Origin of the sequence: Geobacillus sp. Y412MC52 (genome assembly GCF_000174795.2) — a bacterium.
Taxonomy (GTDB): Bacteria; Bacillota; Bacilli; order Bacillales; family Anoxybacillaceae; genus Geobacillus; species Geobacillus thermoleovorans.
In genome coordinates this window covers 3563798-3588886 of sequence record NC_014915.1, presented here as the reverse complement: position 1 = coordinate 3588886, position 25089 = coordinate 3563798, and the positions used below count along the sequence as shown (strand labels likewise).

The following is a 25089-nucleotide window of genomic DNA, read 5'->3' as shown; positions in this document are numbered from 1 at the left end:
GTACAATGGGAAACACAGAATACGCTAGGCTTGGAAAGGGGGATGCGTTGTGGAAGAACGGGAAGCGACATCATTTTTGGAACAGCTGCGGCAAGAAGGGCTGATCACCGAATCGACGCGTCCGGTTTGGGAAATGATTTTGCCAAGGCGGCTTCGGCGGATGTATGAGGTTTTGAATGAGCGCACCCGCTATATTACCGTCTTGATCGAAGCGGTCGATGACCCGCATAACCAAGCGGCGGTGCTGCGGACGGCTGAAGCGTTTGGCGTTCAAGACGTTCATATCGTGACGGGAAAGGCGCCGTTTTCGCCGAACCGGCTTGTGACGCGCTATGCCGATCAGTGGCTGACGCTCCACCATAAGCCAGATATCAAAACGGCCATTGCCGATTTGAAAAGTCAAGGGTATCAAGTGTATGCAAGCTATCTTGGTGAGGGGACGATTCCGGTTTCCGACATCGATCTGTCCCAACCGACAGCGCTGTTGTTTGGCAACGAGCATAGCGGCGTGTCGGAAGAGGCGCTCCGCTTGGCGGACGGAACGTTTGTCATTCCGATGTACGGCTTTGTGCAAAGCTTTAACATTTCCGTCGCCGCTGCGTTAGCGCTCTATGATGTCACCGAGCGGGCGCGCCGCCAGGCCGGCCGACACTACTATTTATTGCCTGGAGAGAAAAAGGCGTTGTATGAACAATGGATGTGGCAAACGTTAAACCCACGCATTCGTAAACAGTTGCAGCAACAAGGATATGCCATTCAAACGAACGAAGGACAGCTGGGTTCTTTTTCATAAAGAATTCAGCTGTCTTGTTTTATGGCGGGCTTTTCCGCAACTCTCCTTTCTCATCAATATTTCCCTAAACGAGGAAAACAAGTGGCGATTTGTTGAACAATGATTGAACAGTTTGTGACAAATGTTTTGCTGATTTATGAACTTTTTCGCTCATTCGTTTCAAACATTTTCAATTTTGATATGGTAGAGACAAAAGAAAATGCATGGAAGGCCCCGAAATGGTTGGGGCGGAAGAGGGAGGACCGATAGCGATGAAACGGGCGAGATGGCGCGCGGTGCTGGTTTTGCCGTTTTTGTTTTTGCTTGGGGGCTGCGTGGAGCGCACGGCCGTGCTCAATCCACAAGGGCCGGTGGCGCGCATGCAGTATGATTTGATCATGTGGTCTGTCGGCTTTATGTTGTTCATTATTGTTGTTGTATTTACGTTATTTGCCGTTTTTCTCATTCGTTATCGCGAGAAGCCGGAAAATGCCGGCTATGAGCCGCCGGATGAGGAAGGGAACACGTTGCTTGAAGTCGTCTGGACGGCCATTCCGATTTTGATTGTCGCTGCGCTCGCTGTTCCAACAGTGAAGGCGACGTTTGCGTTGGAAAAGCCGCCGACCGAGAAAGTGAAACCGATCACGATTCATGTGACGGCGGCGAACTGGAAATGGATTTTCAGCTATCCGGAAGAAAACATTGAAACGGTCAACTACGTCCATATTCCGGCCGGTGTGCCGGTCAAGTTTAAGCTGACTTCGGTCGGACCGATGAACTCGTTTTGGGTGCCGGAATTAGGTGGGCAAAAATATGCGATGGACGGCATGGAGACAGAGCTGATCTTGCAAGCCGATAAGCCCGGTTCCTACATGGGGCGGAGCGCCAACTTTTCCGGGGAAAAGTTCGCCCATATGGAGTTTGAGGTCGTCGCACAAACGGGAACGGACTTCCGCAAATGGGTAAATGAAGTGAAACAAACCGCCCCGAAGCTCGATGAGAAAAAATATACACAAATTTTAAAACCGGGGCTTGTTGGGCGAATGACGTTTTCGAACACCCACTTACAATGGATTGACCATGCGAAACAAAACAGCCATCATGCAGATGGAAAGCCAATGAAAAACGACGATCAAAGCGATGAAGCGATGACAAACAGTCATCATCATGGGGAGTAGGAAAGGAGGAGCGAAAGATGAAATGGAGCGAGTTTTTTGTCACGGGTGAGCCGCTCATTTATGCCGCCGATGTCGCCATCGTCTTGACGATGGTCGGCATTGTGTTTGTGTTGACATATTTTAAAAAATGGAAATGGCTGTGGAACGAATGGCTCACGACGGTGGATCATAAAAAGATTGGCGTCATGTACATTATTTGCGCAGTTTTGATGCTCTTCCGCGGCGGCGTCGATGCGCTTTTGATGCGGGCGCAGCTGACCGCGCCGAACATGAAGTTTCTTGACGCGCAGCATTACAATGAAATATTTACGACGCACGGGACGATTATGATCTTGTTTATGGCGATGCCGTTCATCATCGGTTTGATGAACATTGTCGTTCCGCTGCAAATCGGGGCGCGCGACGTCGCGTTTCCATATTTGAATGCGTTAAGCTTTTGGCTCTTTTTCTTCGGTGCGTTGCTGTTTAACATTTCGTTCGTCATCGGCGGATCGCCGGATGCCGGTTGGACGGCGTACTTCCCGCTTGCCGGCAACGAATTCAGCCATGGCGTCGGCAACAACTATTACGCCGTCGCTTTACAAATTTCCGGGATCGGAACATTGATGACCGGGATCAACTTCCTTGTCACGATTTTAAAAATGCGCGCGCCAGGCATGACGTTGATGCGCATGCCGATGTTTACGTGGACGATTCTCATTACGTGCGTGCTTATTATTTTCGCCTTCCCGGTATTGACCGTCGCCTTGGCATTAATGACGTTCGACCGCGTATTTGGCACGCAATTTTTCACGATGGCCAATGGCGGCATGTCGATGTTGTGGGCGAACTTGTTCTGGATTTGGGGTCACCCGGAAGTGTATATCGTCATTTTGCCTTCGTTCGGCATTTTCTCGGAGGTCGTCAGCACGTTTGCCCAAAAACGCTTGTTTGGTTATAAGGCCATGGTCGGTTCGATCGTCGGCATTGCGTTCCTGAGCTTTATCGTTTGGGTGCACCACTTCTTTACGATGGGCGCAGGGCCGGCAGTGAACTCTGCCTTCTCGATCACGACGATGGCGATCGCGATCCCGACCGGGGTGAAAATTTTCAACTGGCTGTTTACGATCCGAAAAGGGAAAATTCGTTTTACAACAGCGATGCTTTGGTCGCTGGCGTTTATTCCGAACTTTGTCATCGGCGGCGTGACAGGTGTGATGCTGGCAATGGCCGCGGCCGATTATCAATACCATAACAGCTATTTTCTCATCGCCCACTTCCATTACGTGTTGATCGCGGGTACGGTGTTCGCCTGCTTTGCTGGCTTGCATTACTGGTATCCGAAAATGTTTGGCCATATTTTAAACGAGCGGCTCGGCAAATGGACGTTTTGGCTGTTTATGATCGGGTTTAACGTCTGCTTCTTCCCGATGTATTTCCTCGGGTTGATGGGGATGACGCGCCGCATGTACACGTACTCGGCTGGTCTCGGCTGGACGCCGCTCAACGTCGTCGCGACGGTTGGGGCGGTTTTGATGGGCATCGGGTTCATTGTGCTTTGCTATAACATTTATTACAGCGCGCGCTACGGCGAGCGCGACATGACCGGCGACCCGTGGAACGGGCGGACGCTCGAGTGGGCGACCGCGTCGCCGCCGGTGCATTACAACTTCCCGGTGACGCCGGTTGTCGAAGATGTGGATGCATATTGGGTGATGAAGAAAAAATATGGCGGCTTCCAAGTGAAAGAAGAAGACTTGAAGCCGATCCATATGCCAAGCAACTCAGGACGCCCGTTTTGGATGTCGGTGGCGTTTTTCGTCGCCGGGTTCGGCCTCGTGTTCAAATGGTTTGCGTTGGCCATTGTTGGCGCGTTGTTCATTGTGCTTGGATTGATTCTCCGCTCATTTGAAGACGATGATGGCTACTATATTCCGGTTGATGAGATTAAACGAATGGAGCAGGCGGCGCGAAAGGGGGCGTAACGAATGGGAGAAGCTGCACATCGCTATGATGAAACGCTGCCGTTGGAGTATCGGACGCAAGAGAGTCGGTTGAACATATTGGGCTTTTGGATTTTCCTCGGGGCGGAAGTCGCGTTGTTTGCGACGCTGTTTGCGACGTATCTCGTCTTGTTCCAACGGACCGGCTCGGGGCCGACGGCAGGGGAGCTGTTTGAGGTAAAAGACGTTCTGATTGAAACGCTGTTGCTTTTAACGAGCAGTTTTACGTGCGGGTTGGCCATTTTTGAAATGCGCCGCGGCCGCATAAGCGGGCTCATCGCTTGGTTGCTTGTGACGCTTTTGCTCGGTGCCGGGTTTATTACGTTTGAAATTCGCGAGTTCATCCATTACGTCCATGAAGGAGCGACGATGCAGACGAGCGCATTTTTATCAAGCTTTTTCGTGCTCGTCGGCACGCACGGCGCCCACGTCAGTTTAGGAATTGGCTGGATGATTTTGATCATCATCCAGCTCCTCCAGCGCGGCTTTACGCCGAAAACAGCGCGGAAAGTGTTTATTGTCAGCTTGTACTGGCACTTTTTGGACGTCGTTTGGATTTTCATCTTCACGCTCGTCTATTTGTTAGGGATGGTGATCTAACCATGGGCACGAACGGCCATCACGAATCATTTCCGTGGAAACATATCATTGGGTTTTTGTTGTCGCTCGTCTTGACGTTTGCCGCCCTTTGGGTGGCGCTCTCATCCGGACTGCCGCTCAAAGCGGTCATTGTCATCATTGTTGTGTTTGCGGTGATTCAAGCAAGCTTGCAGCTGTTTATGTTCATGCATGTCAACGAAAGCGACAGCGGCCGCATTCAAACATTCAACATGGCGTACAGCTTCTTTATCGCCATTGTCGTTGTCGCCGGTTCGATTTGGGTGATGCAGTTTGTGTTGTAAAGCGAGGCTGGCCGGGGATTCGGCCGGCTTTTTTCATAATGAGAGAGCGTCGGTGTTTGGGGACGGATGGACTGCAACGCTTTGGCTGGGCCCGTTTGAAGGCTGACTGGCGCGTTTTTTTGTTTTTGGCCAGCCGGGTTTGCCTTTGCTTTAATCAGCGAATGCTGGCCGATGGCCATAGATGAGAGCGCGGCTTTGCGCTAACTACAAAAAGCGCCTTGCCGATTCACGGCAAGACGCGTTTTACAATACTTTTGACAAAAACGCTTTTGTCCGCTCGTGCTGCGGGCGGTCGAACAAATCTTCCGGCTTGCCTTCTTCGATAATGTAGCCGCCGTCCATAAACAGGACGCGGTCGCCAACTTCGCGGGCAAAGCCCATTTCATGGGTGACGACAACCATCGTCATCCCTTCATTGGCCAGCTGCTTCATGACCGAGAGCACTTCCCCGACCATTTCCGGGTCGAGCGCTGATGTCGGCTCGTCAAACAGCATGATTTTTGGTTCCATGGCGAGCGCCCGGGCGATGGCAACGCGTTGCGCCTGTCCGCCGGAGAGGGAGTCCGGGTAGGCATGCGCTTTGTCTTTCAGCCCGACTTTGTCAAGCAGCTCCATCGCCTTCGCTTCCGCTTTTTCACGCGGCCATTTGCGCACTTTCATCGGTGCCAGCGTGATATTGTTCAGCACCGTCATATGCGGAAACAAGTTAAAGCGCTGGAACACCATGCCCACTTCTTCACGCACTTTGTTTAAGTTTGTATCTTTCGCTTTTAAGTTGATGCCATCAATGATAATTTCACCTTCATCGAAATCTTCAAGCAAGTTTAAGCAGCGCAAAAACGTCGATTTCCCCGAGCCGGACGGCCCGATGACAACGACCACTTCCCCTTCGCGAATATGGACATTGATCCCTTTCAGCACTTCAAGCGATCCAAACGATTTTTTCAACTGGTGTACGTCGATCATTGGGTTGAATACTTCCTTTCAAGATAATGTGACAATTTGCTTAAGGAAAGCGTTAAGATTAAATAGATGAACGCGACTGTTAAATATGGCTCCCAGACGCGGTAATACTCACCAGCGGCCGCTTTGCCCCAATACATGATTTCCGGGGCGGCGATGACCATCCCAAGCGACGAGTCTTTGATCAAGACGATAAATTCGTTGGCAAACGGCGGAATCATCCGTTTCAGCGCCTGCGGCAAAATAATGTAGCGCATGGCCTGCGCGTGCGTCATGCCAAGCGAACGGGCTGCTTCCATTTGCCCTTTGTCGATGGACTGGATGCCGGCGCGGAAAATTTCTGCTACATACGCAGCTGAATTGAGCGAAAGGGAGACAGCTAGAGACACGATGCCATTTGGTTGGGCGAAAAAGAGCGGCATGACACCGAAGTGAACGAGCAAAATTTGCACGACAAGCGGCGTGCCGCGAAAAAAGTTAATGTACCATGAGAAGGGCAACCGTACGAGGAGGTTGGTTGACATTTTGCCGAGACCGATAAACAAGCCGAGAATGAGGCCGAAAATGATGCCAGCCAATGAAACGCCAATTGTTGCCAGCAAACCTTGGAAAAAGTAAGGGGCGTATTCGACAATAATATCAAAACGAAAATCCATCGTTCTCACCTTTCTCTACGAAAAATGCGTAACTTGCGGGTAGTTACGCATTTTCTTTGTTCGCACGCTTATTATTGTTTTAATCGATCAAGCTTCGGTTCTTTTCCAAACCATTTTTTATAGATTTCGGTGTATTTGCCGCTGTTGATGACGTTTTTTAATGCTTCGTCCACTTTTGCTTTCAATTCGCTGTTTTTTGGGAAGATCATACCATAATATTCTGAAGCGAAGTTTTTCGGGTCCTCAATGACTTGCAGCTTTTTATTGGGATTGTTTTTTACATATTCGTTCGCCACTGCATTGTCGGTGATAACAGCATCGACGCCGCCGTTTAACAGCTCCATAATGGCAACGACTGTTGTTTCGAATTTTTTAATATGAGGGCCTTTCCCAAAAAGCTTTTCTGCTGCTTCTTGACCAGTTGTCGCATTTTGCACGCCGATCGTTTTCCCTTTTAAGTCAAGAGCGTTTTTCACCGGGCTGCCTTGTTTGACTAAGATGACTTGCGTTGCTTCAAAATATGGATCAGAAAAGTCATACGATTGCTTCCGTTCATCTGTAATCGTAATGCCGGAAATCCCCATGTCGACCTCTTTGCTTTGCAGCGAAGCGAACAGCGGATCCCAGCCGATGTTTTTCAGTTCATAATCTAAGCCGGCTGCTTTCATGACGGCATCCAAAAGATCGACGTCAAACCCAACGATTTTCCCTTTTTGCATATATTCAAACGGCGCAAACGCTGCATCTGTTCCTACAACAACTTTCTTCTTTGTTGCTCCTCCATCGCCGCCCGATGACGAGCTTGTTTCCGTTGACTTGCCGCCGCAGGCAGCGAGCGCCATCAGCAACGCGGCAACAACAGCCACGAATAAACCTTTCTTCATTTTAAGCATGTGAAAATCCCCCTTTGAAATCATTGTCGATGAACGATTATCATACTATCAATATTTTTTTGGTTATGCAATAGGTTTTATAAAAATAATTGTTTGAACATTTTGGTATCCACTCCTTAATAGGAAAATATGTATTTTATCAATGGTTTTATCCTGATAAATAAAAACGGATTGAATTTTTATGAAATAATGTTCATGAAAGGGAGTTGCGGTTATGGATGATTCTGAATTTACTAAATATTATATCAGAAAGAGATAGTGTTGTACATCTTTTTTTAAATTTCTTTTATTTTATCGGATTTGGAAAAAAATAAATACTATTGTATAAATATTATTTGTTCCATTATGATAAGAGTGTAGGTGACAAGACAACAAAGGAAGGGGAGCAGGACATGGTCTTATTTTCAGTCATTGTCTACTTAGTTGGCATGCTGTGGATCGGCTATTGGGCGTATAAACGGACGTCGAATTTGTCCGATTATATGCTTGGCGGCCGGACGCTCGGGCCGGCGGTGACCGCGCTTAGCGCCGGGGCTTCGGACATGAGCGGCTGGTTGCTCATGGGGCTGCCGGGGGCGATGTATATCGATGGAGTGAGCGCCGCATGGATCGTCATCGGCTTGACGCTTGGCGCTTATGCAAACTGGCTGTTCGTTGCGCCGCGCTTGCGCGTCTATACAGAAGTGGCGAACGATTCGATTACGATTCCAGAGTTTTTAGAAAACCGATTCGGTGATGCCACAAAATTGTTGCGCATGGCATCCGGCATTGTCATTATGGTCTTTTTCACGTTTTATGTATCGTCCGGCCTTGTTTCAGGGGGCGTTCTGTTTGAAAACTCATTTGGCGTCAGCTATCATACGGGCTTGTGGATCGTCGGCGGCGTTGTGGTCGCTTACACGCTGTTTGGCGGCTTTTTGGCCGTCAGCTGGACGGACTTTGTGCAAGGGACGATTATGTTCATTGCGTTGATTCTGGTGCCGGTGGTGACGCTGTTCCATACAGGCGGGCCGGTGGATACGATTGAGACGATCCGCGACATCGATCCCAACTTGTTGAACTTATGGAAAGGAACGAGTGTTCTTGGCATCATTTCGTTATTCGCCTGGGGGCTTGGGTATTTCGGCCAGCCGCACATTATCGTCCGCTTTATGGCCATTAAGTCGGTGAAAGAAATGAAAAGCGCCCGCCGCATCGGCATGGGCTGGATGATTTTCTCCGTTGTCGGGGCGATGTTGACCGGTCTTTTTGGAATCGCTTACTTTTCGCAGCGCGGCATGAAACTTGATGATCCGGAAACGGTATTTATTAAGCTCGGGCACATTTTGTTCCATCCAATTATTACCGGGTTTTTGCTGGCGGCGATTTTAGCGGCGATTATGAGCACGATCTCGTCACAGTTGCTCGTCACGTCGAGCTCGCTGACCGAAGACTTGTATAAAGTCGTGTTCCGCCGCGCGGCTTCGGATAAGGAGCTTGTCTTCGTCGGGCGTTTGTCGGTGCTCATTGTCGCCATTGTCGCAACGGCGCTGGCGTACACGAAAAACGACACGATTTTAAACTTGGTCGGCTATGCGTGGGCTGGATTTGGCGCATCGTTTGGCCCAGTTATTCTGTTGAGCTTATGCTGGCGGCGGATGACGAAATGGGGGGCGCTCGCCGGCATGGTCGCTGGGGCATTGACGGTCATTCTTTGGACGCAATCCGCCTACTTAAAAGGGCTGTTGTATGAAATGATCCCCGGTTTTGCCGCCAGCTTGGCAGCGATTGTGATCGTCAGCTTGCTGACGAAGGAGCCAGAAGGGAAAGTAGCTGAACAATTTGATCGATTCAAGCAGTTGCTGTCCTAAAAATAGGAAAAAGGGTGTCCCCTTGCGCAGGGGCACCCTTTTTGTCGTTTAGGACTATTTCACTTGATTCCAATCCGGGTACAAGTCGATGCGCCGGTCGCGCCATGTCGCGACCGATCCTTTTTCCCGCACTTTGCGAAGAAGCGATAAGTCGAGGTCAGCCGTAATGACCATGTCGTCGTTGATCTCGCCGGCCGCAAGCACGCCGCCGGGTGGGAACGGGATGTCGTTGGGCGTGATGACGGCCGCTTGGCCGAAATTGGCGCGCATAAAGTCGACCGTCGGAAGCGACCCGACCGTGCCGGTCGTGACGACATACACTTCGTTTTCGATGGCCCGCGCGTGGCAGCAATACCGTACGCGGTAAAACCCGTGCCGGTCATCGGTGCACGACGGACAGAAGATGACATCTGCCCCTTTGGCGCGCGCCATGCGAACGATTTCCGGAAACTCGATGTCATAGCACGTCAAAATGGCGATCGTCGCTTTGTCCGTTTCAAACACATGCACGCCGTCGCCTGGAGCGATATTCCACTCGTTCACTTCCGTCGGGGTGATGTGCAATTTCGCCTGCTGATGGATGTGCCCATCCGGCGTGAATAAATGAGCGACATTGTACAGCTTGCCGTTTTGGCGGATGACATGCGTGCCGCCGATCAAATACATGCCGGTGTCTTTAGCGAGCGACACAAACAGCTCGGTGTATTTTTCGGTATAATTCGGCAAGTCATCAATCGTCGCTTGCCGTCCGTCGTCAAGCGGAATCGAGAGCAGCTGGGTGGTGAAAAATTCCGGGAACAACACAAACTCAGCGTCAAACTCTTGCGCCGTTTTGACGTAATGCGTCACTTGCGCGGCAAATTCATCAAACGAACGGATGGTATGAAGATGATATTGGACAGCCGAGACGCGCAATGGCGGAACCTTCCTTTCTATTTCCATATGGCATCTATTTTAGCGCCATGCAAATCGTTTGGAGGCATTTGCTTTTTCGGTATGCGCAGGCCTCGCTCCCTTCCTAATTCCAAGGAGGGGAGTTGCGGAGAAAGACAAGGACGAGGCCTTGTCTATTGTTCGCCGTAGCGGCGGTACGCGCCGTGATGCGTCGGCCCGACGTATTCGTTGAGTGGGAACGAGTGGCGGATGGCGGCGGTGATGAACGCTTTGGCCGTCGCAATGGCGTCTTTCACCGGCCGGCCTTTCGCCAGTTCGGCGGCAATGGCGGCCGAGAACGTGCAGCCGGCGCCATGCGTATACGTCGTGTCAATCCGTTCCGACTCAAGCAGCTCAAACGTTTTACCGTCGTAAAGGACGTCGACCGCATAGTCGTGCGGAATTTTCCGCCCGCCTTTGACGATCACGTATTGGGCTCCAAGCTCATGAATGCGCCCGGCCGCTTCCTTCATGTCTTCAACCGTGTCAATGCGCGGCAGGCCGGCTAGCTGCGCCGCCTCAAACAAGTTCGGCGTCACGACCGTTGCTTTTGGTACGAGCGTTTCCCGGTAGCACACCGTATTTTCCGGGTGGAGCGGCTCATCCGCCCCTTTGCACACCATAACCGGATCGACGACGGCATGTTTCAAACCATGCTTTTCAATCGTCCGCGCGGTCAGTTCAATGATGTCCGTCGTCGGCAGCATCCCCGTTTTGAAGGCGTCGACGCCAACGCCGACGATGATCGTCTCAAGCTGAGCTTCGATCGTCGCCAAGTCCACCGGAAACACTTGATGCGCCCAACGGTTGTGCGGATCCATGGCGACGATCGTCGTGATCGCCGTCATTCCGTATACGCCAAGCTCTTGGAACGTTTTCAAGTCCGCCTGCAGCCCGGCGCCGCCGCTGCTGTCTGACCCGGCGATCGTTAACGCTTTTGGCATCGTCATCGTGATCACTCCTTTGTTCTACAAGATTATATCATGAAGCCGCCCTCAAGGACGAAATAGTTGTTCTACATCAACAGAAAAACCGTCAAGCGCGCGCGAACATGCCATGCCGGTTTCTTTCCAGACGCCGGCTTGTTCATATTGTCCGTCGTCATTGAGCGAGTAGATTTGCACAACAGAGTGCATAGGGTTCACGATCCAATATTCACCGACTCCGTATTGCATATACAAGTTCAATTTGAACACGAGATCATACGCCTGGTTGGAAGGACTTAAAATTTCAATGATCAACGTTGGGACGCCGACAAATTTGCTGTCCGTTAATCCGCTTCGATCGCAGATCACGGTTAAATCAGGAACGACGATTTTCTTGCCTTCGATCCGTTCGTTCTTTAGTTCGATGTCAAAAGGGGCATGAAACACTTCGCACGGCTTTTTTTCTAAAAAGTGGAACAGTTTGACGTACAATCGCCCCGATATGCGTTGGTGCTGGGTCGAAGGGGAGGGAGACATCAACACAGCGCCATCAATATATTCTAAAATACGATCGGTTGTTTCCCGCATGCGATAAAATTCTTCAAGCGATACCGCCTGTTTTCCCGGAACGTTCACGAAATCACCTTCTTTCCAGCTTTCTATTTTCATTATACACTGGCCGCTTTGCCGAACGAAAATGATTTGGCATAACGCAACGGGTGACATACTCCCGCCGCCTACGCTCACTTGTAGAAATGGCGGCTTTGTCGGTTTAGGACGATAAAAAAAAAGCCGCCCGCTATGAGCGGGCGATCATGGGAATGGACAATGATGAACAGGCGGCCGGCAGCGCGTGTTGCCGGCCGTGTCCATCACGGTTAGTTGGCGGCCAACGTTTTCCCGAGCGCTTCGCGGGCCGGGACGTAGCGGTAACCGAGGTCGCGGGCGACCGCTTCGTACGTGATTTCACCGTTGGCGACGTTGACGCCAAGCTCAAGCGCCGGGTTGTCTGTAATGGCTTGGATGACGCCTTTGTTGGCGATTTGCAAGGCGTATGGCATGGTGACGTTCGTCAAGGCGATCGTTGAGGTGCGCGGGACGGCGCCAGGCATGTTGGCGACCGCATAATGGACGACGCCGTGTTTGACGTACGTCGGGTCGTCATGTGTCGTGACGTGGTCGCTCGTCTCGACGATGCCCCCTTGGTCGATGGCGACATCGACGATGACCGAACCCGGTTTCATCGCTTTCACCATGTCCTCGGTGACGAGCTTCGGCGCCCGCGCTCCCGGGATGAGGACGGCGCCGATGACAAGGTCGGCCTCTGCGACCGCCTCGGCGATGTTCATTGGGTTGGACATGAGCGTCGTAATTTGGTTGCCGAAAATGTCGTCAAGCTCGCGCAGGCGATCCGCGTTCAAGTCGATAATCGTGACATCTGCCCCGAGGCCGACCGCGACTTTCGCTGCGTTCGTGCCGACGACTCCGCCGCCGATGATCGTCACTTTGCCGCGGGCAACGCCTGGGACGCCGCCAAGCAAGATGCCTTTGCCGCCGTACGGTTTTTCTAAAAATTGCGCTCCAATTTGCGCGGCCATCCGTCCGGCGACTTCGCTCATTGGTGTCAACAGCGGCAGTGTGCGGCCGACTTGCACCGTCTCATAGGCAATGGCGATGACGCCGCTTTCTTTTAAGGCGCGTGTCAACTCCGGGTCGGCGGCCAAATGCAAATAGGTGAACAAAATGAGACCTGGGCGGAAATAGCCGTATTCGCTTGGCAGCGGCTCTTTCACTTTCATCACCATATCGGCTTGCGCCCAAACATCTTCCGCCCGCTCGATGATTTGTGCTCCGGCACGGGCGTAATCGCTGTCGCTGAAACCGCTTCCAACCCCTGCCTCTTTCTCAATCAGAACCGTATGTCCAGCCTGAACGAATGACAAAACGCCAGCCGGCGTAATGGCGACACGGTTTTCGTTATTTTTGATTTCCTTTGGCACTCCAATAATCATGGATATCGTTCCTCCTCGTCAGAAGTGGCCTTACTTATAGTATAAAAGAGACGGAACGGGCCGGGCATTGTTCAAAAAAGAGAAAGAAGCGCCCGGTTTTTGTGGATTTCCACAAATTCAACCGCGCGCTTCGTATTTCGCTAATTTAATATCAATGTATAATTTGATTTTTTGATTCATGTCATTGAGATCAAGCTCGGCAATGTCGGCAATCCGCTTGAGCCGATAAGCAAGCGTGTTCGGGTGAACGTTGAGGACGTCGGCGGTTTCTTGCGCGTTTTCGTTATGGTCAAAAAACGTTTCAAACGTTTTGACCAAGTCGCTGTGGTGTTTCTGGTCGTACGATTGCAGCTTCGTTAACGCTGGGTTGGTCCATTCCCCTTGCCGCTTTTGTTCAAGCAAAAGATCAAAAAATTGGTAAATGCCAAGCTGGGCATAGCCGTAAACCGACTTGATTTCATCGCCGAGCTTTTCTTTCAGCGCCAGGACGGCGAGCGCTTCGCGGTAGCTTTTTTCAATGAGGCGATAAATACCATACACACCGCCAAACCCGCATTGTACATCGTGGATGTGAAATCGTTCTTTCATTTTGGCGGCGAACGACTCGATGAATGCATTCAGCTCTTTGAGCGGCTGGTCGGTTTTGGGCGCCGCCAGCAAAATCACATCGCGGCCGTCGGTCGTATAAAGAAGGAGCGGGAGTTGCTGGGTTGTTTGCAATAAGTAGGAAATTTGCCGCTCCATTTCGGCGGTCAAATCGGCGGCAAAGCGGAAGACGACAACGGCAAACTGCGGTGCGGTCGGGATTTGCATCGCGGCGAGATGAGCGCGGATGTCGTCTTCACGAGCGATGTGGCCGGTGAGCAGCTTCCAAAACAGCTCTTGCACCCGCTCTTCTTTTTTGTTTTTGCGCATATACAGTTGCAGCACTTTGTTTTTCGCCGCTTTCGCCGCCAGCTTCAGCCATTCCATCTCCTCGGGTGAAAGCGTCCGGTTTGTTTCGAGCACCCAGATGAAGCCGATCACCTCATCGTTTTTCCAGATCGAGACAGCGACGCGGCTGCCGAGGCCGACATCATGAATTGGCGGCACGCGCACCGGTTCGCGGCTTTTGAGCAGCGCCGGGATGGCGCCTTGTTTCCATAAGCTGTTGATCACTTTTTCCGGAACGCGCCGGCTGATGATCGTCGCCGTCCGCGCCGGGTCGGTGTAATCATCATGGGCGCTGTAGGCGATGAGCCGATGGTTCGCGTCTTCGATCGTCACCGGGCATTTCAGCACGTCGCTGACGCGGTCGGCAAACTCTTCAAGGCTGTCAAATTCGCCGCGGAACGGGTCGGTATCATAAGACATATTGACTCCCTCGCATCGTCCATATGATTTGTAGTTTCATTTTATCATAAATGTGAATCCACCACCGTTATTGTATGATGAAAGAAAGGAATGGCTGCGCTTTCTGTCCAAGGAAGGAAAGAAGGAATTCTCCCAAGAATGAAAAAATGGGACATTGCCGTCATTCCCAGCGACGGAATTGGCAAGAAAGCCGTTCCCGTGGCGAACACGAACGTCAACGGCAAATATCCGTCGATGTTTGAACCGGTGCACGGTTCGGCGCCGGATATTTACGGCAAAGGTATCGCCAATCCGATCGGGCAAATTTAGACGGCGAAGTTGATGTCTGACCATTTCGTTGAAGAAGAGCTCGGCGCCTTGTTGCTAAAAACGATTGGAGATGTTACCGCCGATGGCATCAAAACGCCGAATCTTGGCGGCACGGCTTGCGGTTTTCTTCCGTTTCGGTATACTGTTTTCAGATGAACTGCAAAAGAAAGGATGACACGCTTTGTTCAAAAAATGGTTTGGCAAGCAACAGCCGAAGGAAGAGACGATCACCGCGCCGCTTGACGGGACGATCATGCGGCTTGAAGACGTGCCGGATCCGGTGTTTGCGCAAAAAATGATGGGCGATGGCATCGCCATCGATCCGGCGGATGGGGATGTCGTCGCTCCGGTCGATGGTGAAATCATCCAGCTCTTTCCGACGAAACACGCCATCGGCTTGCGTTCGGAAGCGGGTGTGGAGCTGCTCATCCATGTCGGCATCGACACCGTGTCGATGAACGGGGAAGGATTCACCGCCTATGTCAAAGCCGGCGACCGAGTGAAACGGGGCGATCGGCTTCTTTCTGTCGACTTGCCGCTTGTGCGCGAGAAAGCGAAAAGCGCGGTGACGCCGATCATCATCACGAACGGCGACGCCCTCGAAAGCCTCGAGAGAGAGGCCGAGGCATCAGCCAAAAAAGGCGAGACGGTCTTATTTCATGTCAAAATGAAATAAGGGCGGCAGGGAGGACATATGGCGTTTCGCATCCATAAGATTTTAAACAACAACGCCGTTGTCGTGCTCGACGAAGGCAAAGAGAAAATTGTCATGGGCCCGGGGATTGCGTTTCAAAAGCGGAAAAACGATCTCATCCCCCCGGGCCGCATTGAGAAAATTTTCGTCATGGAAGAAGAAAATGAGAAGTTCCAGCAATTGCTTCGCACGCTGCCAGAAGAACATATCGATATTGCCGAAGAAATTATCAGCTATGCGGAAGGCAAACTGCAAGCGCCGCTCAGCGACCATATTCATATTGCGCTGACCGACCATTTGTCGTTTGCCATCGAGCGGTTGAAGCAAGGCTACCGCATTCAAAACAAATTGCTCAATGAAATTAAAGTGCTATATAAGGCGGAGTATGAAATTGGGCTATGGGCGAAACAGTTGATCAAAGAGCGGCTTGGCATCGAAATTCCCGATGACGAGGCGGCTCATATCGCCCTTCATATTCATACGGCGAAACTCGATGCTGCCAGCATGAACAAAACGATGCGTGAGACGACGCTCATTCATGAACTCGTTGACCTTATCCAAACGGAGCTCGGCATATTGATCGATAAGGAAAGCATTTCGTACCAGCGGCTGCTCACTCATTTGCGCTTTGCCTTAAGCCGCATCGAAAACGGGGAGCCGATTCATTCGATGGATGAGGAGATGCTTGCGCTCATTCAGACAAAATATGCAAGGGAATGGGCGTGTACACAAAAAGCGGCAACCTATGCAGAGAAGGAATATGGCATCCGTTTTCCGGAGGAGGAACTCGCCTATATCGTCCTCCATATCCAACGGTTGCGAAAGCGTTGACAAAAACAGCAAGTTGCCGTATAATGCAAAACAGACAACGAAATATTGCGGGATTGTAACTGCTTCGAGCAGGCAAGACCTAAAACGTATGAAGGGAACGGCAAGTGAGTCATGCCGCTAGATCACCCTTTGTATGTTTTAGGTCTTTTTTGTTTTTCATCTCACCATCATTCAGAAGGAGAGGAGTTCACCGATGAATTATGAACACATTGCTAAACAACTCATCCCGCTCCTTGGCGGGAAAGAAAACATCATTAGCGCAACTCATTGCGCGACACGGCTTCGCCTCGTCTTAAAAGATGACAAAAAGGCCGAGGCGAAAGCCATTGAAAACATTGAAGGGGTTAAAGGGGCGTTTTCCAGCTCCGGACAGTTTCAAATTATTTTTGGCACCGGCGTGGTGAATAAAGTGTATGAAGCGTTTGCCCGGGAAGCAGGGGTACAGCAAGGTGATGCTGATGCCCATCAAGAAGCCATCAAGCAAAAAATGAATCCGCTCGCCCGCTTTGCGAAGACGTTGTCAAACATTTTTGTCCCAATCATCCCAGCCATTGTCGCGAGCGGTTTGTTAATGGGTTTGCTTGGGATGATGAAGGCGTTCAAATGGGTGGCGGCAGACAGCCCGCTGTATATTTTGCTTGATATGTTTTCGAGTGCGGCGTTTATTATTTTGCCGATTTTAATCGGCTTTAGCGCGGCGAAAGAATTTGGCGGCACGCCGTTTTTAGGGGCGGTCATCGGCGGTATTATGACTCACCCGGCGCTATTAAACCCGTGGGGATTGGCCGAGGCCAAGCCAAACTATATGCATTTTCTTGGCTTTGATATCGCTATGGTCGGGTATCAAGGGACGGTCGTGCCGATTTTGCTGGCGACGTATGTGATGAGCAAAGTGGAGCGTGGATTGCGCAGAGTTGTTCCCCATGCGGTCAGTTTGCTTGTTGTTCCTTTTGTGACCGTCATTTTGACGGGATTTATTACGATTTTGGCCATTGGTCCGCTCGGCAATTTGCTTGGCGATGGGATTACGACGGTGTTGAACTTTGTTTACCATTATGGCGGTGCGTTAGCCGGCCTTATCTTCGGCGGATTGTACTCGATGATCGTCATTACCGGTGTGCATCATAGCTTTCATGCCATTGAAGCGAACTTGTTGGCGAAACTTGGGGTCAACTATTTACTGCCAATTTGGTCGATGGCCAACGTCGCCCAAGGCGGCGCCGGTTTGGCTGTATTTGTCAAATCGAAGCGGACAAAAACAAAAGAGATTGCGTTGCCGGCGGCCTTGTCAGCTTTTTTAGGCATTACCGAGCCAGTCATTTTCGGGGTGAACTTAAAATACCGGAAGCCGTTTATCGCTGCGGCCATTGGCGGCGCGCTCGGCGGAGCGTACGTCGTATTTACGAATGTAGTGGCTAATGCCTACGGGTTGACCGGCATCCCGATGATCGCCATCGTTGCGCCGGAAGGGCTCACGAACTTAATGCACTACTTAATCGGTTTTGCCATTGCCGTCGTTTCGGCGTTTGTGGCGACATGGCTCTTGAAGTTTCGCGAAGAGGAAGAGTGAGGGGCGTGTGGATGAAATCCGAACGCGAACAGAAACTTATTGAACAAGCATACGCTGAAGTCGAAAAATATGAGACTCTTGTCAATCGCGACCGGTATCGGCTTCGCTACCATCTCATGCCTCCTGTCGGGTTGATGAACGACCCAAACGGGCTGATCGACTGGAACGGAACGTATCACGTCTTCTACCAATGGATGCCGTTTCGCACCGGCCATGGCGCCAAGTTCTGGGGGCATTATACATCCCCAGACTTGGTTCATTGGCAAGCAGCGCCGATTGCGTTAGCGCCAAGCGAATGGTATGACAAAGATGGCTGCTATTCCGGCAGTGCGATTAATTGCGATGGAAAGCTCGTGCTGTTTTACACTGGCAATGTGAAAGATGAACAAGGAAACCGCCAAACGTACCAATGCATGGCCGTATCGGAAGATGGCATTCATTTTACAAAAAAAGGCGTCGTCATTACACTTCCGGACGGATATACGGCCCATTTCCGCGACCCGAAAGTATGGCGGTATCAGGGCCATTGGTATATGATCTTGGGGGCGCAAAGCGAAAGCGGCGATGGAAAAGCGGTGCTGTTTCGTTCCGCTGATCTTTGTCATTGGGAGCATCTTGGCCCAATTGCTGGCGGCAACATGAACGGGCTTGGTCCGTTTGGCTATATGTGGGAATGCCCAGACTTGTTTCCATTAGATGGACAAGACGTGCTCATTGTCTGCCCGCAAGGATTAAAACCGGACGGCATGCGCTACCAAAACGTCTACCAGTCAGGTTATTTTGTCGGCCGCTTCGACTACGAACGGGCCGAATTCCTTCACGGGACGTTTGAGGAGCTTGACCGCGGCTTTGAATTTTACGCTCCGCAAACGATGCTTGACCGACGCGGACGAAGAATTTTAATCGGTTGGATGGGCGTGCCGGACCAGGATGAAGACCGTCAGCCGACAGTGAGCCACCGCTGGGTGCACGCGCTCACCTTGCCGCGCGAACTTCGCCTCACTGGCGGCAAGCTGAGACAGACGCCAGTGGAAGAGCTGAAACAGTTGCGCAAACAAAAAGTAGCATATCCAAGCGCCACTGTGGTGAATGAGCTGAGGTCATGGCCGGGACTCGAGGGAGATGCGATCGAACTTCGCCTCGACAATATCGAACTGTTCGGAAGCATGATGGAAATTTACTTTCGCCATGCGGCTCGCCTTGTTTACAATAGTGACGAAGGGGTATTGACGCTTGAACGGAAAAGCTTTGTGAACGGGCTGACGGAGAAGCGGCAATGTCGATTGCCACGTCTTCGTTCGCTCCATGTTTTCCTTGATACGTCATCGATCGAACTCTTCGTCAATAATGGCGAAGAGACGTTCACTGCGCGGTTTTTTCCGCATCTGGACGACCGAACGATTTTATTTGGAACTCATGGACATCTTCATATGGACATCGAGAAATGGGAATTATAAGACGGGTTGGCACGAGCAAAGCTGCCGAGAGCAATCGCTTTTCGGCGGCTTTTTTATTACTGTTGCGGTTCATTTTGTGAGAAAATGAGCAATACGGGAATTGAATTTGTAGAATAGGAGAGGGTGTCCGAAAAGGACAGGACACCCTTTCTTATTACCGTATATAGGCATAAAACAATGAACAAACAACAATATGTCGAGTTTTGTTGAGAGAAAATCCCCCTTCTGGGTCAGCCCTTTTTTGATTAGAGTGCATACTTATAAAATAGCAGAAACCCGATAATGCCCTGCTGTTGCAAGAAAATCAGCCTTTAGAGATCCGCTTTTTTATAGAAAGAGGGTCGAAGAATAGATCATCCCATCCCTTTAAACAGTTGTTTTGCCATAAAGAACGAATCAATGCGGCTTTTTGCGTCGTGTCAGCCATAGGGGAACTCGAACAGCAAAGCTAAGTAACAAGACGATCACCACCAGGAGGGCAGATGTTTTTTGAGCAATTTCCTGCGCGTCAGCGACGAGCGCTTCGGACTGGATGTACCATAAGTGGACAGGAAGTGTTGCCCCTTCTGATAGAAGATGAAAATCCCACATCTCCCCGGATGTCGATGTTCCGCCGACCAGTAAAATAATCGCGGATTCGCCGAATGCGCGGCAAGCGACAAGGCTGATGCCGGTTATAATACCTTTGGCAGCGGCAGGGAGAACGGTTTTTAAGATCGTCTGCGTTTTGGTGGCGCCTAAAGCGAAAGAGGCTTCCCGCCATGTTGATGGCACGGCTGTAACGGCTTCCTCCGTGACGCGGGCCAAAACGGGCAAATTCAATAAAGCCAGCGTGACAGCTGCCCCCAGAATGGTGACGCCAATTTGGAAATATTCTACGAATAGAGCGTAGCCGAATAGCCCAAACACAATCGACGGAACTGATGCTAAGCTTTCGATGGCGCCGCGGACCCATTCCATAAATCGAGTGCGTGGTGCGTATTCAGCCAAAAAGATGCCGGCGCCTATTCCAATTGGAAGCGATAGGGCAAGGGACAAAAAGAGAATATAGAGCGAATTCCATAAGAATGGGCCGACTCCGCCACCTGCATCGATTTCTTCAGGCAATCCGACAAGGAAATGAACATCGATGTTGGGCAATCCTTTTCGGACAATTGTATAAAGAAGAGCCAAAATCAGGAAAAAAATGAATAGGGAAATGACACTGATCAACACAAGCATAAGTTTGTTGATCGTGCGGCGGGTGCGGAAACGCCTCGTTTTTTTGCTTGGAACAGAAACCAGCTCATTCATTTATTGCCCTCCTTTCAGCCGCAAACGGCGAATGGCCATAATGAGCGAAATCGAAATCAAAAGCAACAAAAACGCCATCATGTAAAGAGCGTGGTTGGTGGTCGATTGAAAATCGACGTTTAAAATTTGCATCACGATATGACTGGTCAACACGCTGGTCGGAGTGACCAAGTCAAAGCCGAATTGGGCCACGTTGCCGATTACCATCACTACGGCCATCGTTTCACCGATGGCGCGCGCCATGCCGAGGATGACGGCGGCGGCAATGCCTGATTTCGCAGCTGGGAGCACCACTCGGACGATCATTTGGAACGTTGTTCCCCCTAGAGCATAGTTTGCTTCCCGCCATTCGTTTGGAACGGCGCAGAGGGCGTCATCAGTAATGCGGGTGATGGTCGGCAAAATCATGATGGATAAAACGATAGCGGCGGCGAGAAATCCGTCGCCGACCGGGGCCCCCGTGTGTTCGCGGATCCACGGAATGAGCAAGGTGGCCCCTAAATAGCCGTAGACGATCGATGGGATGCCGACCAATAAATCAAGCAGTGTGCGAAGCCATTGCCGCAGCCATGGCGGGGCGATTTCCGCGATAAACACCGCCACACAAATCGAAATCGGCGTTGCGATCAGCAGGGTCACCAAGGTTAAATACAATGTACCGGCGATAAAAACGGCAGCTCCATATTTGCCGTGTTCCGGGTCCCAACGGGAAGAGAAGAAGAATTCCCAAAGTGATACATCCCGAAATACGAGAAAACCGGTTTCACTCACGAATAAAACAATAGCGCTTAGTACGCCCACAAGGAATATGATGCTTCCAAGGCATAGAAAGCGAAAAAAGCGGTCGGCGGCGTATTTGGCGCTCCATCCGCTTTGACGGCGGGCTGTCAATAAGTTTGTTGCGTCAGTCCAATCCGGCGAAAGTTTCTCCATTTGCACATCCTCCTTCCCCTGTTGGCGGAAAAATCAGCCTCTCCGCCAGGAAGGAGAGGCTGATTTGTGTTTCGTTACTTCACAGGGATAAATTTCAGTTTTTTCAAAGAGCCGTTTTGAAACTTTTTGCTTAAGATATAATTGATAAAAGCTTTGTTGGCTCCTTTCGCTTCACCTTTTGTAAGCAAGTAGCCATAGCCATAGAACACGTATTTTCCGCTGGCTGCGTTGGAGGTTGTCGCTTTTACGCCGTTAATGCTGACTGCTTTAATTCCGCCTTTGACATAGGCCAAGTCGACAAATCCGATGGCGTTTGGATTGGAAGAAACAGCATTGACCATATCCCCTGATTTTTGCACTTCTTTGTAGTTGTCTCCGGATGTTTTGATGGCATGCCCGTCCATGATTTTGTCTTCAAAATTGACACGCGTCCCGGAACCTTTTGCGCGGTTGATGACGACGATCTCTTCGTCTTTCCCGCCGACTTGCTTCCAGTTGGTGATTTTGCCTTCATAAATGTCTTGAATTTGTTGGACTGATAGATTGTCCACGGAATTGTTTTTGTTGACGATGACAGCGAACGGAATTTTTGCGATTTTGTATGCTTTTAATCCTTTGTAAGCAGGGAATCCTCCGACTGCTCGGGTCGCGTCCCAATCGCATGCGCCGATGGTCGCGACGCCTTTGGCGACGGATTGCGGACCGGCGATGGACGAAGATCCGGAAACGACGATCTTCACTTTCGGATGACTCTTTTTAAATTCTTTTGCCGCCTGTTGGGTTAACGGCAGCAAAGCGGTGGAGCCGGCGATAACGATTTTTCCGGATACTTCTGCGGCGTCAGCGCGGTGTTGAGTCGTAAAGGCAGCGCCAATCAGCAAAGCTGATGAAAGAACAGCAGCAGCCATCCGTTTCCATAGTGTGGTTCGTTTCATGGCATATCCCTCCGTGATCAATTTTAGCGGCCTGGGAGACCCTTGTTTTTCCATGATCATTTCGTCATATCGATCCAGCGTCCGTTGCGGAGGATCGATACTTTTTCCCCGTTCTCGGTCGCGATCGTCACGGCGATTTGATTGTCATATGGTGACGGCGCGATCGAGGTGATTTCGTTTTTCGTATTTCCTGCGGTTGTCCACGATTTTGTGGACGGGTCGAAGATGCGGATTGTGTAGATGCCGTTCGTTTCAACAGCGACATAGATCCGGTTTTTGACAACGACCGCGTCAATGATGTTCTGATCGGCAAGCAGTGTTTGCTCTGCTCCATTTCTAGTCAATTTTAATGATGGCCGAGTCGCTTCATCGTCGATCGCACTTACATACACGATTTCATTGTTAGAAAGAAATGCACTATCGATTTTATTGTCCGGCGACGATGTTAATGGCGTCGGCTGTTTGTTCGGAGAGGAAAGATCCACGAGAAACAGCTGCGGATCTGTCCCGCTTGTATCAATTGAATCAACATCCGTTTTTTGATCGTCAGTGTAGTTTGTTTTTCCTTCATTGGCAACCGTGTACAACAGCTTCGTTCCATCCGGGGATAGACGAAGGTCGGTTTTATATTTGACTTTGTCGTCGACCAATTTGTTGATGTTACCTGTATCTAGGGACACGACAGCAACTGCGTCATTGTTGTTTCCGTAAATGCAATACAGTGAACGGCCGTCGTTGGACCAAACGAGATCCGTTTTCACTTCATCGTCGTCACCGATTTGTTTGACTGCGTTGGAAGCCAAATCGATGACAAACAAATGGCCATTTTCATCGACATACGCCGCTTGTTTTCCGTCAGGTGACAGAGTGAGATCCATTTGGCTAATGGATCGAATGGCGGCTCTCGAACGAATGTCCAAAAGCAATGAAGTGGAATCATCCGGTCGGCTGATAAGCAACGTGTTTTGATCCACCCATTGCGGATGGGTGCTCATTCCTTTGATCAGCCCGGCGATGGCGATGAACCGTCCATCGATGTCTCCTCCTAATGCGCGGACGATTGATGGCAGATCGGCGTACGGCACCCCTTTTTGGATGAATGGTGCAATAGGCATGGTCATTTTTTTGCCGTTGGCGTTCAAGGTATAGCTAAATGGGTGGAAGAGAACCGTCCGTTTGCCCTTTGTCACTTTGACCATGCTCGTTTTTTTGTCGACGTGAACGGCGGCGCCGAAAGCGGCGGCAATATCGTACACTGAATAAAAAGATACGTGTTGAAAGGCGACGCCATGAATGATGGACGGAGAGCCGTCAAACTCCCACGTTTCACTGAATGAACGGAAGCTGCCAGACGTCGAGACGACGGCGATCCCGTTCTCCGCTTGCCATTGGCCGCCTAAAAGTTCAGCGATCGGCTTTGCATCAATGTACAACTCTTTTCCTGACCGTTGGGGTGCGATGGATAACGAGAAATGTTTTCCATTGACAAACGCTTTGTTTTGCCCGGCTTGCAAAACGATGCGTATTGCCGGGGATGTCCGACGGATTTCGTATCTTTGATGCACCTTGTCATACGTACAATTCGCGGAAAACAGCTTGGCTAGATCACTCGCCGCAAACAAGGCAACTCCCGAATGGTGGAGCGAACGAATTGTCGCCAATTTCCCATTGACATTCACGGGGTAACGGGACATGACGCTTTTGGCTGAAGTTGCTGCATAAACATGTCCATCGAGGCTTGTCCCCGGCAAAGGCGATCCTGCAAGCAGAGCAGACGCCATGACCGCCCCAGCGATGATTTTCTTCATTATGAACCTCCTTTCATTTCCTTTTGAAAAAGGAAAGGGCGTAAGCAATAGTAGTGGTCCCCCTTTCTACATAAGCATTTTTTTCTTTCAGCATCACCCATTATATTTGAGAAATATGAACATACTGTTTTTATTTATTGAAAATATATTAATATTATGTATAATAAGAGTAAATTTTTTATTTGCCGTATGCCAGTCATAATGATCAAGGCATGATCGGGTAAACTATTTGAGCCGCTTGAAATTCTCCTGTTCATCCATAGTAGAAAAGAACTATTGGCGAAAAGTGCTGGGAAAGAAATCAGAAGAGCATACGGGTTCAGAGGCAGCCGATCTTCTTTATATAAAATATGTCTTGACACTAATAATGATAGGAGGATGCACATGAACCAAACCGCGATTTCCCAGCGCAAGCTGTTAGGCATTGCCGGTCTCGGTTGGCTGTTTGACGCGATGGATGTCGGCATGTTGTCGTTTTTGATGGCGGCCTTGCAAAAAGACTGGAATTTGACAGCCAGCCAAGTCGGCTGGATCGGCAGCGTCAACTCGATCGGCATGGCGGTCGGAGCGCTCGTGTTCGGGTTGCTTGCCGACCGCGGCCGGGTTGTTGTGTTGCTTGAAAGCTTTTGGGCTGGCGGCTGGCTGTTGGCAGCGCTCATCTCGTATTTCGTCATCCCGGCTTACGGCTGGCGGACGGCGTTATGGCTGGCGGCGATTCCAGCGCTGTATGCGATTTATTTGCGCCTCCGCCTCTGCTTCCAGTCTTCGATTCTCTTCCTCTTAAACTGCACTCTTTTTTTCGGGGTCTTTCCTTGAATGGAGACTTGAATGTCCCGCGC

22 protein-coding genes and 2 pseudogenes are annotated in these 25089 nt (G+C 50.6%); 12 read left to right on the top strand and 12 right to left on the bottom strand.

Annotated elements, in window-relative coordinates; translation table 11 throughout:
• Positions 1 to 49 precede the first annotated feature (49 nt).
• The 5 genes from GYMC52_RS17740 to qoxD all read left to right on the top strand — a co-directional run bounded on the left by GYMC52_RS17740 (position 50) and on the right by qoxD (position 4834).
• Positions 50 to 793, top strand: coding sequence for a TrmH family RNA methyltransferase (locus GYMC52_RS17740; protein WP_013524869.1), 744 nt, complete (start codon positions 50 to 52; stop codon positions 791 to 793).
• Positions 794 to 1044: 251 nt separating this feature from the next.
• Entirely contained in the window at positions 1045 to 1950 is a 906-nt protein-coding gene (gene qoxA, locus GYMC52_RS17735; RefSeq protein ID WP_013146685.1) for a cytochrome aa3 quinol oxidase subunit II, read from the top strand.
• A gap of 17 nt (positions 1951 to 1967) precedes the next feature.
• Positions 1968 to 3914, top strand: coding sequence for a cytochrome aa3 quinol oxidase subunit I (gene qoxB, locus GYMC52_RS17730; RefSeq protein WP_013146684.1), 1947 nt, complete (start codon positions 1968 to 1970; stop codon positions 3912 to 3914).
• Between the two features lie 3 nt (positions 3915 to 3917).
• A complete protein-coding gene (gene qoxC, locus GYMC52_RS17725; protein ID WP_013146683.1) occupies positions 3918 to 4532 on the top strand; it encodes a cytochrome aa3 quinol oxidase subunit III in 615 nt (204 codons plus the stop codon).
• A gap of 2 nt (positions 4533 to 4534) precedes the next feature.
• The gene (gene qoxD / locus GYMC52_RS17720) at positions 4535 to 4834 is read left to right on the top strand and encodes a cytochrome aa3 quinol oxidase subunit IV (RefSeq protein WP_013146682.1); all 300 of its coding nucleotides are present in this window, start codon (positions 4535 to 4537) and stop codon (positions 4832 to 4834) included.
• 243 nt (positions 4835 to 5077) lie between these two features.
• On the opposite strand, the gene GYMC52_RS17715 is transcribed toward qoxD, so the two are convergent.
• From GYMC52_RS17715 to GYMC52_RS17705, 3 genes are all read right to left on the bottom strand, one after another.
• Positions 5078 to 5800: an amino acid ABC transporter ATP-binding protein gene (locus GYMC52_RS17715; protein WP_013524868.1), complete on the bottom strand. Its 723-nt coding sequence runs from the start codon at positions 5798 to 5800 to the stop codon at positions 5078 to 5080.
• The gene (locus GYMC52_RS17710; RefSeq protein ID WP_013524867.1) at positions 5797 to 6453 is read right to left on the bottom strand and encodes an amino acid ABC transporter permease; all 657 of its coding nucleotides are present in this window, start codon (positions 6451 to 6453) and stop codon (positions 5797 to 5799) included. Before GYMC52_RS17710 ends, GYMC52_RS17715 begins: the two co-directional genes overlap by 4 nt.
• Positions 6454 to 6524: 71 nt before the next feature.
• Positions 6525 to 7346 (bottom strand): basic amino acid ABC transporter substrate-binding protein, encoded by an 822-nt coding sequence (locus GYMC52_RS17705; protein WP_013524866.1) that lies wholly within the window; start codon positions 7344 to 7346, stop codon positions 6525 to 6527.
• 392 nt (positions 7347 to 7738) lie between these two features.
• On the opposite strand from GYMC52_RS17705, the gene putP reads away from it, so the two are divergent.
• Complete coding sequence (gene putP, locus GYMC52_RS17700; protein WP_013524865.1) at positions 7739 to 9196, top strand: sodium/proline symporter PutP; 1458 nt, start codon at positions 7739 to 7741, stop codon at positions 9194 to 9196.
• Between the two features lie 54 nt (positions 9197 to 9250).
• On the opposite strand, the gene GYMC52_RS17695 is transcribed toward putP, so the two are convergent.
• The 5 genes from GYMC52_RS17695 to GYMC52_RS17675 all read right to left on the bottom strand — a co-directional run bounded on the left by GYMC52_RS17695 (position 9251) and on the right by GYMC52_RS17675 (position 14420).
• Positions 9251 to 10111 carry a carbon-nitrogen hydrolase family protein gene (locus tag GYMC52_RS17695; RefSeq protein WP_013524864.1) on the bottom strand — a complete coding sequence of 287 codons (861 nt, stop codon included), beginning with the start codon at positions 10109 to 10111 and terminating at the stop codon, positions 9251 to 9253.
• A 152-nt stretch (positions 10112 to 10263) separates the two neighbouring features.
• Positions 10264 to 11079, bottom strand: coding sequence for a pyridoxine/pyridoxal/pyridoxamine kinase (gene pdxK, locus GYMC52_RS17690; protein ID WP_013524863.1), 816 nt, complete (start codon positions 11077 to 11079; stop codon positions 10264 to 10266).
• Positions 11080 to 11124: 45 nt separating this feature from the next.
• The gene (locus tag GYMC52_RS17685; RefSeq protein WP_049775767.1) at positions 11125 to 11724 is read right to left on the bottom strand and encodes a Uma2 family endonuclease; all 600 of its coding nucleotides are present in this window, start codon (positions 11722 to 11724) and stop codon (positions 11125 to 11127) included.
• Positions 11725 to 11933: 209 nt separating this feature from the next.
• A complete protein-coding gene (ald, locus tag GYMC52_RS17680) occupies positions 11934 to 13067 on the bottom strand; it encodes an alanine dehydrogenase (protein ID WP_013146672.1) in 1134 nt (377 codons plus the stop codon).
• A 117-nt stretch (positions 13068 to 13184) separates the two neighbouring features.
• Positions 13185 to 14420 (bottom strand): PucR family transcriptional regulator, encoded by a 1236-nt coding sequence (locus GYMC52_RS17675; RefSeq protein ID WP_013524862.1) that lies wholly within the window; start codon positions 14418 to 14420, stop codon positions 13185 to 13187.
• 195 nt (positions 14421 to 14615) lie between these two features.
• Between GYMC52_RS17675 and GYMC52_RS20120 the strand changes: the two are divergent.
• The 5 genes and pseudogenes from GYMC52_RS20120 to GYMC52_RS17650 form a co-directional block, all read left to right on the top strand.
• A pseudogene (locus tag GYMC52_RS20120) lies at positions 14616 to 14885 on the top strand (isocitrate/isopropylmalate family dehydrogenase); the annotation flags it as partial.
• Positions 14886 to 14910: 25 nt separating this feature from the next.
• A complete protein-coding gene (locus tag GYMC52_RS17665) occupies positions 14911 to 15405 on the top strand; it encodes a PTS sugar transporter subunit IIA (protein WP_013146670.1) in 495 nt (164 codons plus the stop codon).
• 18 nt (positions 15406 to 15423) lie between these two features.
• Positions 15424 to 16254, top strand: coding sequence for a PRD domain-containing protein (locus tag GYMC52_RS17660; RefSeq protein WP_013524861.1), 831 nt, complete (start codon positions 15424 to 15426; stop codon positions 16252 to 16254).
• Between the two features lie 193 nt (positions 16255 to 16447).
• Positions 16448 to 17824 carry a sucrose-specific PTS transporter subunit IIBC gene (locus GYMC52_RS17655; RefSeq protein ID WP_013524860.1) on the top strand — a complete coding sequence of 459 codons (1377 nt, stop codon included), beginning with the start codon at positions 16448 to 16450 and terminating at the stop codon, positions 17822 to 17824.
• Positions 17825 to 17835: 11 nt separating this feature from the next.
• The gene (locus GYMC52_RS17650; protein WP_013524859.1) at positions 17836 to 19281 is read left to right on the top strand and encodes a glycoside hydrolase family 32 protein; all 1446 of its coding nucleotides are present in this window, start codon (positions 17836 to 17838) and stop codon (positions 19279 to 19281) included.
• Between the two features lie 396 nt (positions 19282 to 19677).
• Here GYMC52_RS17650 and pstA read toward each other — a convergent pair whose 3' ends face one another.
• From pstA to GYMC52_RS17630, 4 genes are all read right to left on the bottom strand, one after another.
• Entirely contained in the window at positions 19678 to 20574 is an 897-nt protein-coding gene (gene pstA, locus GYMC52_RS17645) for a phosphate ABC transporter permease PstA (RefSeq protein ID WP_013524858.1), read from the bottom strand.
• Positions 20575 to 21507 carry a phosphate ABC transporter permease subunit PstC gene (gene pstC / locus GYMC52_RS17640; RefSeq protein ID WP_013524857.1) on the bottom strand — a complete coding sequence of 311 codons (933 nt, stop codon included), beginning with the start codon at positions 21505 to 21507 and terminating at the stop codon, positions 20575 to 20577.
• A 74-nt stretch (positions 21508 to 21581) separates the two neighbouring features.
• Positions 21582 to 22442 (bottom strand): phosphate ABC transporter substrate-binding protein, encoded by an 861-nt coding sequence (locus GYMC52_RS17635; RefSeq protein WP_013524856.1) that lies wholly within the window; start codon positions 22440 to 22442, stop codon positions 21582 to 21584.
• A 56-nt stretch (positions 22443 to 22498) separates the two neighbouring features.
• On the bottom strand, positions 22499 to 24250 hold the full coding sequence (locus GYMC52_RS17630) for a stalk domain-containing protein (protein WP_013524855.1): 1752 nt from the start codon (positions 24248 to 24250) through the stop codon (positions 22499 to 22501).
• A gap of 384 nt (positions 24251 to 24634) precedes the next feature.
• Between GYMC52_RS17630 and GYMC52_RS19065 the strand changes: the two are divergent.
• A pseudogene (locus tag GYMC52_RS19065) lies at positions 24635 to 25003 on the top strand (MFS transporter); the annotation flags it as partial.
• Positions 25004 to 25089 lie beyond the last annotated feature (86 nt).

Excerpts from the sequence above, each read along its gene's own strand:
- qoxA (WP_013146685.1), top strand. The coding sequence starts at position 1,045 with ATGAAACGGGCGAGATGGCGCGCGGTGCTGGTTTTGCCGTTTTTGTTT.
- qoxB (WP_013146684.1), top strand. The coding sequence starts at position 1,968 with ATGAAATGGAGCGAGTTTTTTGTCACGGGTGAGCCGCTCATTTATGCC.
- qoxC (WP_013146683.1), top strand. The coding sequence starts at position 3,918 with ATGGGAGAAGCTGCACATCGCTATGATGAAACGCTGCCGTTGGAGTAT.
- qoxD (WP_013146682.1), top strand. The coding sequence starts at position 4,535 with ATGGGCACGAACGGCCATCACGAATCATTTCCGTGGAAACATATCATT.
- GYMC52_RS17715 (WP_013524868.1), bottom strand. The coding sequence starts at position 5,800 with ATGATCGACGTACACCAGTTGAAAAAATCGTTTGGATCGCTTGAAGTG.
- GYMC52_RS17710 (WP_013524867.1), bottom strand. The coding sequence starts at position 6,453 with ATGGATTTTCGTTTTGATATTATTGTCGAATACGCCCCTTACTTTTTC.
- GYMC52_RS17705 (WP_013524866.1), bottom strand. The coding sequence starts at position 7,346 with ATGCTTAAAATGAAGAAAGGTTTATTCGTGGCTGTTGTTGCCGCGTTG.
- putP (WP_013524865.1), top strand. The coding sequence starts at position 7,739 with ATGGTCTTATTTTCAGTCATTGTCTACTTAGTTGGCATGCTGTGGATC.
- pdxK (WP_013524863.1), bottom strand. The coding sequence starts at position 11,079 with ATGACGATGCCAAAAGCGTTAACGATCGCCGGGTCAGACAGCAGCGGC.
- GYMC52_RS17685 (WP_049775767.1), bottom strand. The coding sequence starts at position 11,724 with ATGAAAATAGAAAGCTGGAAAGAAGGTGATTTCGTGAACGTTCCGGGA.
- ald (WP_013146672.1), bottom strand. The coding sequence starts at position 13,067 with ATGATTATTGGAGTGCCAAAGGAAATCAAAAATAACGAAAACCGTGTC.
- GYMC52_RS17675 (WP_013524862.1), bottom strand. The coding sequence starts at position 14,420 with ATGTCTTATGATACCGACCCGTTCCGCGGCGAATTTGACAGCCTTGAA.
- GYMC52_RS17660 (WP_013524861.1), top strand. The coding sequence starts at position 15,424 with ATGGCGTTTCGCATCCATAAGATTTTAAACAACAACGCCGTTGTCGTG.
- GYMC52_RS17655 (WP_013524860.1), top strand. The coding sequence starts at position 16,448 with ATGAATTATGAACACATTGCTAAACAACTCATCCCGCTCCTTGGCGGG.
- GYMC52_RS17650 (WP_013524859.1), top strand. The coding sequence starts at position 17,836 with ATGAAATCCGAACGCGAACAGAAACTTATTGAACAAGCATACGCTGAA.
- pstA (WP_013524858.1), bottom strand. The coding sequence starts at position 20,574 with ATGAATGAGCTGGTTTCTGTTCCAAGCAAAAAAACGAGGCGTTTCCGC.
- pstC (WP_013524857.1), bottom strand. The coding sequence starts at position 21,507 with ATGGAGAAACTTTCGCCGGATTGGACTGACGCAACAAACTTATTGACA.
- GYMC52_RS17635 (WP_013524856.1), bottom strand. The coding sequence starts at position 22,442 with ATGAAACGAACCACACTATGGAAACGGATGGCTGCTGCTGTTCTTTCA.
- GYMC52_RS17630 (WP_013524855.1), bottom strand. The coding sequence starts at position 24,250 with ATGAAGAAAATCATCGCTGGGGCGGTCATGGCGTCTGCTCTGCTTGCA.